Below are 12738 nucleotides of genomic sequence, written 5' to 3'. Positions count from 1 at the left end.
TTACCACCTGGAGGTGTGTGTGCGGAAACCTTTGACCGTCCTGGGGGTCGCGGCGCTCGTCGTGACCGGGGCAGGGGTCGCGGCCGCCGGGCCGCAAGAGCACAGCCGGCAAGGACGAGTCCCGCCGGGGCAGGACCGGACGGCGTTGCTCATCACGGGTGACGTCGTCACCATCCACGACGCCGGTGGGCGCAAGACGTTCGACGTCGAGCCCGCGGCCGGCAAGGGGCCCGCGCGGTCGCTCGTCCACCTCGGGCTCGGCGGGCACGACTACGAGATCCCCGCGACCGCCGTGCCGTACCTGGGCAAGGGGCTCGACCTCAGCCTGTTCGACGTGGACCGCGCAGCCGCGGACCGGGTGAGTACGCCGGCGCGCACGTTCGACCGCGCGGCCGCGAAGGACTTCGGCGCCCGGCTGGCGAAACAGTACACAGAGGACCGGGCGCGGGGCGGCTTCGGCGGCCGCGGGCTGTTCGCGAACGGCGCCACGTTCGGAACGGCGCCGAAGCAGCAGCCGCGCGGGGTGCTGAACACGCTCACCCTCGCCGCCGACGAACTCGACGGAACGCCTTCGGACACCGGCATTTCCCTCGTCACCAACGTCGACGACTCGACCCTGCTCGACGACGGCGAAGCGCTGAACTTCTTCTACGACGGCACCGCGAAGTACAGCGTGCCGGCCGGTACCTACAGCGCCGTCAGCGCCTTCTTCACCACTGCGGCCGACGGCACGGTCACCGGCGTGCGGGAGGTGGTGCACCCCGAGTTCACGGTCAAGGCCGACACCACCGTGCGCGTGGACGCCGCGCAGGCCACGAGCAAGGTCACCTGGCAGACGCCGCGGCCGGCTTTGCTGGACGACAACGGGTTCCTCGTGCGCCGCGCCGCGAAGTCCGGTCCCGCCGTGACGTTCGACTACGACGCCGGACCCGGGGTGCCGATGTGGATCTCGCCCGTCGCCAAGGCCGTGCGCACCGGTGAGCTGCAGACCTACCCGTACGCGCGCCTGATCTCGCCGCCGGGGCCCGGCACGCCGTACGAGTACTGGCTGCAGAAAGCCAGCATCGGCACGATCCCGAAGCAGCGTTACCCCGCCACCGACGCCGAGGTGGCCACAGTGGACGCGAGCTACTACTCCGAGGTTCCTTCGCTCGGGCGGCACCAGCGCAGCGGCATGTTCTCCTTCGAGGACCGCGGCGGGCGGCCGGCCGTGCCGATCGACCTGCCGCGCCACCAGATCGAGTACGTGTCGGCGGCGCCGGACCTGCTGTGGATCGGCGGCGTGGCCAAGTACATCCGCGGTGGGAGCTTCGAAGCCTGGTACGGCGCCCAGTACACGACCGGCGAGGTCTACGCCGGCGGGCAGCACAAGACCGAGGGCTACAACGAGTTCCCGCTGCACCCGGCCGGCGCGACCGTGGCCGGTTCGGCGGGCGCGGCGAGTCCGTTCCAGGTTCCCGGCGCGGTGCGCGACGGCGACGACGTGTCGGTCGACCTCGTGCCGTTCAGCGACAACGAAACCGGGCACACCGGCATGGGGATCTACGGCGAGGCCGGCGACACCCGCTCCGGCCACTACCGGTTCACGCAGGACGGAACGGTTGCCGCGGAAGGTGATCTGTTCCAGGACGCGCAGTTCACGCAGGCCGTGACCGCGGCGCCCGCCACGCTCGGGCTCACCGTGGACGCGACGCGCAGCAGCCCGATGTTCGCCCTGTCGACCGCGACGCACACCGAATGGTCGTGGCGCTCGGAGCACGTCGACGGGCCGGTGCTGCCGAAGCCGTTCATCTGCGGCTACGGCGGCGCGTCGCCCGACACCACGTGCGGGGTGGAGCCGCTGCTCATGCCGACGTACACGATCTCCGGGCTCGGGCTCGACGGCAGCACCGCCGCGGGCCCGCAAGCGCTCGACGTCACCTTCGCCCGGATGCAGGGTGCCGCGCCGAGCACCGTCGCCTCGGCGGCCGTCCAGTTCTCCACCGACGGGGGCACGACGTGGCAGGACGCCACCGTCACGCCGGGTGCGAACGGCGCGGTCCACGCGGCGTATTCCGTGATGCCCGCGGACTTCCGGGGCACGCCCGTGGCCCTGCGCGTGACCGCCGCCGACGCCGGCGGCAGCACCGTCGCCGAAACGATCACCGCCGCCTACCGCGTGAACGCGTGAGAGGAGTGTCCACTGTGTTCAGAAGACTCTTCACCGCCGCCGTGCTCGCCGGGGCGGCGCTCGTCGCGACAACAGCTCCGGCCGGCGCCGCGACCGGGCCCCGCGACGCGTGCGGCGCCGTCGGCCCGACCATGGCGCGCTGCCTGACCCGTTACGCGCCACCCGTGACGGCGGTCGCGGCCGAAACGCCCGAGGGCTGGGGCGCGACCGACCTCGGCCAGGCGTACCGGCTGCCCGCCGACGCCGGGCCGGGTGACCTGGTGGCGATCTCCGTCGCCTACGACTCGCCGGCGCTCCAACAGGACCTCGCCGCCTACCGGGCGCAGTACGGGCTGCCACCGTGCACTTCGGACACCGGCTGCTTCCGCAAGGTGAACCAGCGCGGTGAAACGGGGCCGCTACCGGGTCAGAACTACGGCTGGAACGTGGAAGCCACCCTGGACGTGTCGATGGTGTCGGCGGCCTGCCCGTCGTGCCGGCTGCTCGTGGTCGAGGGGGACAGCCCGGACTTCGCGGACCTGGCGGCCACGGAGGACACCGCGGTGCGGCTGGGGGCGAAGATCGTGACCAACAGCTACGGCGGGCGCGAAAGCGGGGTGTCGCTGGCCTTCGCGAGCAGCTACCAGCACCCGGGTGTCACGACCGTCGTGTCGTCGGGCGACGCCGGCTACACCGCGGCGAGCTTTCCGGCGGTGCTGCCGGACGCGGTGGCCGTCGGCGGCACCACGCTCACCCGCGATTCGTCCGCGCGCGGCTTCACCGAGTCGGCGTGGTCGCGCGGCGGCAGCGGCTGCTCGGCCTACGTCGCGAAACCGTCGTGGCAAAAGGATCCGCACTGTCGCAATCGGACGGTCGCCGACGTGTCGGCGGCCGCCGAGCAACTGGCGATCCACTTCACCGACGCGGGTGGCTGGGGCACGGCCGAGGGCACGAGCGCGTCGGCGCCGTTCGTCGCCGGCCTGATCGCGCGGGCCGGGCGCGCGGGCACCACGACCGCCGCCACGCTGTACGCCGGCGCGGCGCACTTCTTCGACGTCACCGACGGCACCAACGACCGCCTCTCCGGCGGCGCCAAGTGCGGCGGCGACTACCTGTGCGTCGCGGCGGCCGGCTACGACGCGCCGACGGGGGTGGGCACGCCCGACGGCCTCGCCGGGTTCTGAGCGAAAAATGAGCTGGCCGGAGGACGCCGGGGCCGGTACTGTCGCCTCGACCGTGATTCGGCTCGAGGAGGTGGGACCCGTGTTCAGTTCATCGATGTGGGTGCTCCCCCTCGTGGTCGCGGTTGGGCGATAGGTGTCGCCGGGAGCGCCGTAAGGCATTCTCGAAAGGCGGCAAGCCATGTACTTCACTTCTGAAACCTCCACGGACGGTGTCGTCGAACGCGAATTCACCGTCGGCGGGGTCCCCGGCGTCCTCTGGACGCCCGCGGCGGGCGCCGGTCCGCTGGTCCTGATGGGCCACGGCGGTGGCAACCACAAGAAGCACCCGGCCATGACCGGTCGCGCGCAGCTCCTGCTGGCCGCGGGTTTCTCCGCGGCCGTCCTCGACGCGCCCGGCCACGGCGACCGGCCTCGCACGGCCCACGACGACCGTGAGATCGCCGCGATGCAGCAGGCCATGGCGACGGGCGAGCCGGTCGGCCCGATCGTCGTCCGCTACAACGGCCTGCTCGCCGAGCAAGCCGTGCCGGAGTACCGGGCGGCGCTCGACGCGCTGCTGGAAGACGTGCCGGGCCCGGTCGGCTACTACGGCATCAACATGGGCACCGCGATCGGCGTCCCGCTGGTGGCGGCCGAACCCCGGATCACGGCCGCGGTGCTGGGCCAGTTCTGGCCGGAACCGCTGGTCGAGCTCGCCAAGCAGATCACCGTGCCCGTCGAGTTCGACATCCAGTGGGACGACGAGCACATTCCGCGCGAATCGGCCCTCGCGTTGTTCGACGCCTTCGCCTCACCGGAGAAGACGTTGCACGCCAACGCGGGCAAGCACAAGCAGTTGCCGCGCTTCGAAGCCGACAGCGCGGTCCGGTTCTTCACCCGCCACCTCCTCGCGCGGTGACGAGCCACGACCGCGAGCCGAACCACACGCCGTCCGGCGTGTGGTGCGCGACCATGACACTCCGAAGCCGGTCCAGGGCCAGGTCCCGGTCGGTGCCGGAGAGCTGATCGAGCACGTCTCGCGTCAACCGCAAGGGCAGTACAGCGTCGACGGCCGCGTCGGGATCCGCGCCGTACCAGATCGGCTCGGCCAGGTCGGTGACGTCGATGCCGGTGAACCCCGCCGTGGTCAGCAACTCCGTGACCACGGCGGGGTCACCCAGCGAGAACGCGCTCTCGTCCCCGGCCACGGGGGCGCCGGCGGCGAGCGCGCCGCGGATCTCGCTCACCCACTCCTGCCGGGCCGAGCCCTGCCAGACCAGTTGCACGAACCGCGCGCCGGGCCGCAGCGCGCGGCCGATGTTCGCGAACGCCGCGGCGGGATCGGCGAAGAACATCGTGCCGTAGCGGCTGAACGCGAGGGTGAACCGCGCGGGCGGGAACGGGTGCACCTGCGCGTCGGCCCGCACGAAACTCACGTTGGCCGGTGCGTCGCGCCGGGCCAGTGCCAGCCGCTCGGGCGAAACGTCGACGCCGACCGCGCTGCCCCGGATCGCGAGCCGGGCCGCCTCGCGGGTCGTGGTGCCGGTGCCGCAGCCGATGTCGAGCACCACGTCGTCCGGCTCGACGGCCAGGGCTTCGCGCAGCCGCGGCTGGTAGCACCGCATTTCGCCGTCGTAGTCGAACCCGCACGCCATCGCGTCATCACACCGGACGCCCCGTCCCGGCGACAACCCCGACGAGATGCGGCGGGCGAAAACCGCAGGTAGATTCCGGTTCGTGATCTTCCGGGAAGTCGCTCATGCGTGAGGACGAGGTCCTCGCCCAGCTCGCCACGCCCCTGGCCGCGCCGGCTTTCCCGCGCGGGCCCTACCGGTTCACCGACCGGGAGTACCTGAACATCACGTACCGGACGGATCCGGCGGCGCTGCGGGCGCTCGTGCCCGAACCGCTGGTGGTCGACGAACCGCTGGTGCGGTTCGAGGTGATGCGCATGCCCGACGTGACCGGGCTCGGCGACTACACCGAATCCGGCCAGGTCGCGATGGTCCGCCACGGCGCCGAGGCCGGCGAGTTCACCCTCGGCATGTACGTGGACAGCCTGCCCGCCATCGCGAGCGGCCGCGAGGTCGCGGCGTACCCGAAGAAGCTCGGCCAGCCGCGGCTGTACACCGATTCCGACACGCTCGTCGGCACCCTCGACTACGGCTCGATCCGGGTCGCGCTCGCCACGATGGGCTACAAGCACCGCGCGCTCGACGAAGAGCGGGCGCGCGCGGAGCTGACCGCGCCCACGTTCATGCTCAAGATCGTGCCCGGCTACGACGGCACACCCCGCATCTGCGAACTGGCCCGGAGCCGGATCAGCGACGTCACGATCAAGGGCGCGTGGACCGGGCCCGCGCGGCTGCACCTCGTGCCCCACGCGCTCGCGCCGCTGGCCGACCTGCCGGTGCTCGAGATCGTGTCGGCGAGCCACCTGCTCACCGACCTCACGCTCGGCCGGGCCGCGGCCGTGCACGACTACCTGGCTTAGGGGAACGCGATGAAGGCGACGATCGTCGGCGGCGGGGTCATCGGCGTGTCGTGGGCGGGCCTGATGGCCGCGCGCGGGCTCGACGTGACGATCAGCGACCCGGCACCGGGCATCCAGGACACCGTGGGCGCCGGACTCGCCGAGCTGGCACCGGCGCTGCGGGAGCTGGGCCTGCCCGGCGACCACCTCACCGTGAACTTCGAACCCGACCTCGCCGCGGCCGTCGCCGAGGCCGACGTGGTGCAGGAGAACGGCCCGGAGCGGCTCGACCTCAAGCACCAGATCTTCACCACGATCGAGGAACACGCGCCGGCCGAAGCGCTGCTGCTCACTTCGACGTCGGGCATTCCCGCCACCGACATCGCGACCGCGCTGAAGCGGCCCGAACGGCTCGTGGTCGGCCACCCGTTCAACCCGCCGCACCTCATCCCGCTGGTCGAGGTCGTGCCGGGGGAGCGGACGTCGCCGGAGAACGTCCAGCGGGCCGTGGCGTTCTACCGGAGCCTGGGCAAGAAGCCGATCGTGCTCGCCAAGGAGGTGCCCGGGTTCGTCGCCAACCGGCTGCAGGCCGCGATCTTCCGCGAGTGCGTGCACCTCGTCGCCGAAGGAGTGGTCACGGAGCAGCAGCTCGACGAGGTCGTCACCTCGTCGCTCGGGCAGCGCTGGGCCGTGAGCGGGCCGTTCCTGAGCTTCCACCTCGGCGGCGGCTCCGGCGGGCTGCCGCACTTCCTCGAGCACCTCGGGCCCGGCCTGCGCAAGCGCTGGGGCCAGCTCGGCTCGCCGGACCTCGACGAACCGACGGTCGCGCTGCTGTCCGCGCAGTCCGAGGACTTCGGCGGCACCGTCGACGAACTCGCGAAAGCCCGCGACGAGAAGCAGCTCGCCGTGATGAAGGCACTCGGCACGACCCCCGGGCAGGAGGAGCGGTGAGCGACCTGACGGCCGACCCGGCCACGACGATCCGCCGGCGCGAGGTGCGCGCATGACCGTCACCGAACGGGTCCGCGCGGCGCTCGCGAACCCGATCCGTTCCGCAGCCGACGACCGCTTCGACCTCCACGCCGCGCTGGCCGAGGTCCTCGCCGACGCCGGACTGTCCGAAAAGGACTGCGGTGGCACCGTCGAGTTCACCGGCACCGACCCGATCGTGCCGAGCGCCGTGCGGCTGGGCGCGGCGCCGGCGATCGGGCTGGTCGCCAAGTCCGTGGCTTTGGCCGCGGTGTGGCGCCACCGCGGCGGGCCCGGGCAGGACATCAGCATGGACGTGCGCACGGCGCCGCACCGGCTGTGTCCCTTCTACGACAAGAAGTGGGAGCTGCTCAACGGCCTGCCGCCCACCAACACCGCCGACCCGGGCAGCCCGCTGTCGCTCAAGTTCTACCGGGCCGGCGACGGCCGCTGGGTCATGCCGCTCGACATCTACCCCAAGCTGAAGTCGGCGACGCTCAAACTCCTGCGCACGTGGGACGACGAGCCGGCCGTGGCCGACGCCGTCGCCCGCTGGAGCGCGCTCGAACTGGAGGAAGCCGGAGCTGCCGCGGGCCTCGTGATGCCCATGGTGCGCAGCACGGAGGAGTTCCTGGAAACGCGGCAGTACCGCGACGTGCTGGCCGAGCTGCCGCTCATCGAAATCGAGAAGATCGGCGACTCCGCTCCGGAACCGCTGCCCGCGGGCGCCCGCCAGCCGCTGGACGGCATCCGCGCGCTCGGGATGGGCCACGTGATCGCGGGCGCCGCCGTCGGCCGGTCGCTCGCCCTGCACGGCGCCGACGCGCTGAACCTGTGGCGCCCCACCGAGTGGGAGAACCCGGTCACCTACTGCACCGCGAACGTCGGCGTTCGTTCGGCCACAGTGGACTACCTGCGCGACAGGACCGCGCTGGCGAAGGTGCACGAACTGCTGCGCGGAGCGGACGTCTTCTACGCCAACCGCCGGCCGGGGCTCGTTTCGGGGCTCGGGCTCTCGGCGCAGCGGGCCGCGGAGATGCGGCCCGGCATCATCCACACCACCGTGTCGCTGCACGGTGAACGCGGGCCGTGGGCGCAGCGCGTCGGCTTCGACCAGACGGCCGGGTGCGTCACCGGGATGATGACGCTGGAGGGCTCGCCGGACCAGCCCGTGCTGCCGCACATCGGCGTGGTCAACGACTACCTCGTGCCGTGGCTCGCCACCACGGGGATTTGCGCGGCCTTGATGCGGCGCGCGACCGAAGGCGGCAGCTACCGCGTGCACATCTCGCTCACGCGCATCGCGCTGTGGATCATCAGCCTCGGGGTGTTCGACAAGGACTACGCGCGCACCGTCGCCGGAACCGGTGACCAGCACGCGTACCTGGACCCGGAGACGTTCACCGCCGAGACGCCGCTGGGGCTCTACCAAGGCGTGACGGACCAGGTGCGGATGTCCGAAACCCCGGGCGAATTCGCCACGGTCCTCGTCCCGCGCGGCTCCGGCCGCGCCGAATGGCTGCCGTTGGAGTCGAGGTCGTGATCGAGATCCCTGCTGTCGTTTCCCGGTTGCGCACCGCGTTCGCGGCGGGTCGCACGAAACCCCTGGCATGGCGGCGCGAGCAACTCGGCGCGCTCAAGCGCATGCTGCTCGAACGCGAGGACGATTTCCTCGAAGCGCTGCACACCGACCTCGGCAAGAACGCCGTGGAGGCGCAGCGGACCGAGGTCGTGTTCATCGTCAACGAGGTCGACGACACCCTCGAGCACCTCGACGAGTGGCTCGCGCCGCAGCCCGCGGCGCTGCCGCCGCGGCTGCAGCCGGGCGAGGGCCGCGTGGTGCGCGAGCCGCTCGGCGTCGCGCTGATCATCGGGCCGTGGAACTACCCGCTGCACCTCGCGCTCGCGCCGCTCGTCGGCGTGCTGGCCGCGGGCAACGCCGCCGTGGTGAAGCCGAGTGAGCTCTCGCCGACGGTGTCGGCCGCGATCGCGCGGCTCGTGCCGGAGTACCTCGACCGTGAGGCCGTGGCCGTCGTGGAGGGCGCGATCCCGGAGACGACGGAGCTGCTGGCACAGCGCTTCGACCACATCTTCTACACCGGCAACGGCGCCGTCGGACGGATCGTGATGACCGCTGCCGCCAAGCACCTCACGCCGGTGGCGCTGGAGCTGGGCGGCAAGAGCCCGGTGATCGTCGACACCGACGTCGACCTGGGCGTGGTCGCCGAACGCATCGTGGACACGAAGTTCCTGAACGCCGGCCAGACCTGCGTCGCGCCCGACTACGTGCTCGCCCTCGGCGACACGGCCGCGAAACTCGAACCGCTGCTCGCGCAGGCGTTGCGCGCGAAGTTCGGTGACGACCCGGCGGAGAGCCCAGCGTACGGCCGGATCGTGAACACCCGCCACTTCGACCGGCTGGCCAGGTTGCTCGCCAGCGGACGCGTCGTCACCGGCGGGCGAACGGATCGTGCCGCGAAGTTCATCGCACCGACCGTGCTCACCGAAGTCGCGCCCGATTCGCCCGTGATGGGCGAAGAGATCTTCGGACCGATCCTGCCGATCCTGTCCGTGCCTTCGCTCGACGACGCGATCGCGTTCATCACCGGGCGCGACAAACCGTTGGCGCTGTACGCGTTCACGGGCTCCGAAGCGAACAAACAGCGCATCCTGGCGGAAACCTCGTCGGGTGCCGTCACGTTCGGCATGCCGGTGCTGCACCTGGTCGCGCCCGAACTGCCCTTCGGCGGCGTGGGGGAGAGCGGAATGGGCCGCTACCACGGCAAGTACTCGATCGACACGTTCAGCAACCTCAAGGCGGTGCTCGACAAGCCGCTGAGCTGACGACCGGTGGGATCGCCCGCAGGGGGCTACCATCTCCGATCATGAGTCACCCAGGGGGTCAGCAGCCGCAGCAGGGCTACCCGCAGCAGGGCTATCCGCCGCAGCCGGGTTCGCCGCAGGGCTTCGCACCGCAAGGGCAGCCGCAGTACCAGCCGGGGTCGCCGCAGGGGTTCGCCCAGTCGGGTAATCCGCCGCAGCCGGGGTCGCCGCAGGGGTTCGCCCAGCCGGGTTACCCGCAGCCGGGGCACCAGCAGTGGGGTGCGCCGCAGCAGTACCCGCAGCAGCAGTATCCCCAGCAGCAGTATCCCCAGCAGCAGGGTTTCCCGCCGCAGCAGCGACCGGCGGCCGGCCCGCTCACCCTGGCCGGCTGGGCCGCGGCCCCGGCGATCCTGGGTGTCGTGCTGGAGCTCGTCGGGCTGTTCGCGCTGTCGTGGATCACCTTCACCAGCGGCAGCCAGTCGGTGACGATGTCGTTCCTCGACCTGTTCAAGCGCGTCAGCGAGGTCGGTACGGACGGGTTCGCCGCGGCCTACGTGCACTTCCTCGCCTTCATCATCACGGCCGCCACCGCGGTGTCCGTGCTGCCGTGGACGCTCGGCGGGCTGCGCTCGAAGCGTTCGGCGTTCCTGCTCAGCGGCATCCGCAGCCGCGACCTCACACGCGCGAACTTCTGGTGGTACCGCACGGTGTTCGGCGGCCGCGCGACCGTGATGCTCGTGCTGCACCTCGCCGGCATCGCCACGATGTACTGGGGCAGCTTCTCGCAGCTCGGGACCGGCCCGATCGTGCTCGCCGTCGGTGCCGTGCTCGTGGTCGCCGGTGCGGCCGTCGGCCCGCGCCAGGGCCCCGCGATGCCCTGATCGGCCACAGTGGACTCCCGCCGCGCCGGCCGCGGCTCGCCGAGGGTGAGCAGCGGCCGGTGCGGCGCGTTCAGGCCTGTTCCGCCGGCCGCTCCGCGGGTTCGAGCACGAGCGTGGTGTGCTGCCCGCTGAGGCCCTCGTTCATCACGAGCGCACACGCCACGACCTTGCCCGTCCAGACGGCCGAGACCGGCAGGTCCGGACGGGGGAGGACGCTGTACAGGGTGGGCGTAAAGGTGTTGCCCCCGTTGCCGCCCGTGGACGCGTGGACGTGGTTCATGTAGCGGATGCCGGTGGTGCGGTCGACCAGCACCGGGTGCCGGAAGGCTTCGCTCATGTCGAACCCCCGGCGCTTCTTCTCCGGCCGGGTGTCGGTGAACTCGGTCACCTCGACGACGTGGCCCACGGGGATCGGTGCGGGGTAGTTCACCGCGATCGTGCGATTCACGAACTCCACCCTCATCGCGCGCGGCCGTTCCGCTGACGGGAAAATTGTCAGTCCACTGTAGACGAATCCGATGTCTGGTTCCGCCACTTCGTCCGCAATTCGGCGGGGTTTTTCCCCGAAGTTCAGCCGTTGCTCATCAACTCCCCGTCCTCCGGCTCACTCGGACGGGTGAGTGTTGCGGAGGCTCCCACCCCGAAAGGACCTCTCTGGATGAGCGACACCGGCAAATCCAACACTGAAGAGCAGGGCAACGGCTTCACGCGCAGACGGCTGCTGGGCTCCGCCGCGGCCGCCGGCGGGCTCGCCGCCGCGGCCATGGCCCTGCCGGCCAACGTCCGCAAGGCGATCGCCGAGCCCGCGCCGAAGAACGGCCGGGTCTCCGACATCAAGCACGTCGTGATGCTGATGCAGGAGAACCGCAGCTTCGACCACTACTACGGCACGCTCTCGGGCGTCCGCGGTTTCGGTGACCCGCACGTCGCGCGCCAGGCCGACGGCCGCTCGGTCTTCTACCAGAAGGACCCCGACAACCCCGACGGTTACCTGCTGCCCTACCACCTCGACACGAAGTCGACCGCCGCGCAGGCCATCCCGTCGACGAGCCACGAGTGGGCCGTGCAGCACCAGGCGTGGAACGGCGGCGAGAACGACAACTGGCTGCCCGCCCACATGGCCGCCGACGGCCTGGTCAACGGCCAGTACACCATGGGCTACTTCACGCGCGAGGACATCCCGTTCCAGTACGCGCTGGCCGACGCGTTCACGATCCTCGACTCCTACCACTGCTCGGTGCTCGGCCCCACGGGCCCGAACCGCCACATGTGGATGGCCGGCACGATCGACGCCGAAGGCGAGTTCGGCGGCCCGTCGCTCACCACGAGCGCGCCCAACGGCCAGTACTCCTTCAAGACCTACCCCGAGCGCCTCACCGAGGCCGGCGTGAGCTGGAAGATCTACCACGCGCCCGGCTCGACCACGGGGCTCGCGTCGATCTCGCACATCGCCCAGTACTTCAACGCGAAGCCGGGCGACGACCTGTTCGAGAAGGCGATGAACCCGCAGCCGCTCGGCCAGTTCGAGTACGACGCGGCCCACGACCAGCTGCCCACCGTCAGCTGGATCCTGCCGCCCAGCGCCTACGACGAGCACCCGGCCAACCTGCCGGCCGCGGGCGCGACCTTCGTCGCCGGCAAGATCGACGCCATCGCGGCCAACCCCGACGTGTGGGCCAAGACGGTGTTCATCCTGTCCTACGACGAGAACGACGGCCTGTTCGACCACGTCGTGCCGCCGACCCCGCAGCCCGGCACCCCGGGTGAGTTCGTGTTCAAGAAGTCGGTGACGGGCGTCGACGGCGCCGGCCTGCCGACCGGGCTCGGCTTCCGCGTGCCCTGCATCATCGTGTCGCCGTGGACCGTGGGCGGCTGGGTGTGCTCGGAGACCTCCGACCACACGTCGCAGCTGCGGCTGCTGGAGCGCGTGACCGGGGTGCGCGAGCCGAACATCACCGACTGGCGCCGCCGCACCGTGGGCGACCTCACGTCGGCGTTCCGCTTCGGCGACGCCAGCAAGAAGGCGCCCGTGCTGCCCGACACCCAGGGCCAGTACAACCTCGCGCAGTTCGAGGTGAGCCAGTTCAAGCTGCCGGCCATCCCGACCGGCAAGCAGACCTTCCCCCGTCAGGAACCCGGCCACCGGCCGAAGACCTCCTGACCTGCCCGGCCGGGGGGGGGGGGGGGCCCCCCCCCCCCCCCGCCCCCCCCCCCCCGGGGGGGGGGGCGGGGGGGGGCCCCCCCCCCGCGCGGGTGTTATTGGGGGGGCGCCGGGTATCG

Annotated in this window: 11 protein-coding genes; 9 read left to right on the top strand and 2 right to left on the bottom strand. The window is 71.5% G+C overall.

The genetic code is table 11. From position 1 onward, the window contains the following. The first annotated feature begins 19 nt into the window (after window positions 1–19). From ACIA77_RS49065 to ACIA77_RS49055, 3 genes are all read left to right on the top strand, one after another. Complete coding sequence (locus ACIA77_RS49065; protein WP_395893106.1) at window positions 20–2170, top strand: hypothetical protein; 2151 nt, start codon at window positions 20–22, stop codon at window positions 2168–2170. A gap of 14 nt (window positions 2171–2184) precedes the next feature. Further along, window positions 2185–3333, top strand: coding sequence for a S8 family serine peptidase (locus tag ACIA77_RS49060; RefSeq protein WP_395893105.1), 1149 nt, complete (start codon window positions 2185–2187; stop codon window positions 3331–3333). Between the two features lie 178 nt (window positions 3334–3511). Then, window positions 3512–4231: an alpha/beta hydrolase gene (locus ACIA77_RS49055; RefSeq protein WP_395893104.1), complete on the top strand. Its 720-nt coding sequence runs from the start codon at window positions 3512–3514 to the stop codon at window positions 4229–4231. On the opposite strand, the gene ACIA77_RS49050 is transcribed toward ACIA77_RS49055, so the two are convergent. Beyond that, window positions 4206–4967: a class I SAM-dependent methyltransferase gene (locus ACIA77_RS49050; RefSeq protein WP_395893103.1), complete on the bottom strand. Its 762-nt coding sequence runs from the start codon at window positions 4965–4967 to the stop codon at window positions 4206–4208. The two genes, ACIA77_RS49055 and ACIA77_RS49050, sit on opposite strands and share 26 nt — an antisense overlap. 104 nt (window positions 4968–5071) lie before the next feature. Here ACIA77_RS49050 and ACIA77_RS49045 point away from each other — a divergent pair, with 104 nt between their 5' ends. The 5 genes from ACIA77_RS49045 to ACIA77_RS49025 are packed head-to-tail and all read left to right on the top strand — an operon-like array spanning window position 5072 to window position 10458. Further along, window positions 5072–5806 carry an acetoacetate decarboxylase gene (locus ACIA77_RS49045; protein WP_395893102.1) on the top strand — a complete coding sequence of 245 codons (735 nt, stop codon included), beginning with the start codon at window positions 5072–5074 and terminating at the stop codon, window positions 5804–5806. A 9-nt stretch (window positions 5807–5815) separates the two neighbouring features. Next, window positions 5816–6736 carry a 3-hydroxyacyl-CoA dehydrogenase NAD-binding domain-containing protein gene (locus ACIA77_RS49040; RefSeq protein WP_395893101.1) on the top strand — a complete coding sequence of 307 codons (921 nt, stop codon included), beginning with the start codon at window positions 5816–5818 and terminating at the stop codon, window positions 6734–6736. Window positions 6737–6788: 52 nt separating this feature from the next. Beyond that, window positions 6789–8297 (top strand): CoA transferase, encoded by a 1509-nt coding sequence (locus ACIA77_RS49035; RefSeq protein WP_395893100.1) that lies wholly within the window; start codon window positions 6789–6791, stop codon window positions 8295–8297. Continuing rightward, window positions 8294–9598 carry an aldehyde dehydrogenase family protein gene (locus ACIA77_RS49030; protein ID WP_395893099.1) on the top strand — a complete coding sequence of 435 codons (1305 nt, stop codon included), beginning with the start codon at window positions 8294–8296 and terminating at the stop codon, window positions 9596–9598. The genes ACIA77_RS49035 and ACIA77_RS49030 overlap by 4 nt, the downstream gene beginning before the upstream one ends. Window positions 9599–9639: 41 nt before the next feature. Beyond that, entirely contained in the window at window positions 9640–10458 is an 819-nt protein-coding gene (locus tag ACIA77_RS49025) for a proline-rich domain-containing protein (protein WP_395893098.1), read from the top strand. Between the two features lie 70 nt (window positions 10459–10528). On the opposite strand, the gene ACIA77_RS49020 is transcribed toward ACIA77_RS49025, so the two are convergent. Next, entirely contained in the window at window positions 10529–10906 is a 378-nt protein-coding gene (locus ACIA77_RS49020; protein WP_395893097.1) for a hypothetical protein, read from the bottom strand. A 210-nt stretch (window positions 10907–11116) separates the two neighbouring features. Here ACIA77_RS49020 and ACIA77_RS49015 point away from each other — a divergent pair, with 210 nt between their 5' ends. After that, window positions 11117–12619, top strand: coding sequence for an alkaline phosphatase family protein (locus ACIA77_RS49015; RefSeq protein WP_395893096.1), 1503 nt, complete (start codon window positions 11117–11119; stop codon window positions 12617–12619). Window positions 12620–12738 lie beyond the last annotated feature (119 nt).

Origin of the sequence: Amycolatopsis sp. NPDC051903 (assembly GCF_044452505.1) — a bacterium.
GTDB lineage: Bacteria > Actinomycetota > Actinomycetes > Mycobacteriales > Pseudonocardiaceae > Amycolatopsis.
This window is presented reverse-complemented; position numbering and strand designations above follow the sequence as displayed.

Excerpts from the sequence above, each read along its gene's own strand:
- ACIA77_RS49015 (WP_395893096.1), top strand. The coding sequence starts at position 11,117 with ATGAGCGACACCGGCAAATCCAACACTGAAGAGCAGGGCAACGGCTTC.
- ACIA77_RS49050 (WP_395893103.1), bottom strand. The coding sequence starts at position 4,967 with ATGGCGTGCGGGTTCGACTACGACGGCGAAATGCGGTGCTACCAGCCG.
- ACIA77_RS49045 (WP_395893102.1), top strand. The coding sequence starts at position 5,072 with ATGCGTGAGGACGAGGTCCTCGCCCAGCTCGCCACGCCCCTGGCCGCG.
- ACIA77_RS49055 (WP_395893104.1), top strand. The coding sequence starts at position 3,512 with ATGTACTTCACTTCTGAAACCTCCACGGACGGTGTCGTCGAACGCGAA.
- ACIA77_RS49025 (WP_395893098.1), top strand. The coding sequence starts at position 9,640 with ATGAGTCACCCAGGGGGTCAGCAGCCGCAGCAGGGCTACCCGCAGCAG.
- ACIA77_RS49035 (WP_395893100.1), top strand. The coding sequence starts at position 6,789 with ATGACCGTCACCGAACGGGTCCGCGCGGCGCTCGCGAACCCGATCCGT.
- ACIA77_RS49040 (WP_395893101.1), top strand. The coding sequence starts at position 5,816 with ATGAAGGCGACGATCGTCGGCGGCGGGGTCATCGGCGTGTCGTGGGCG.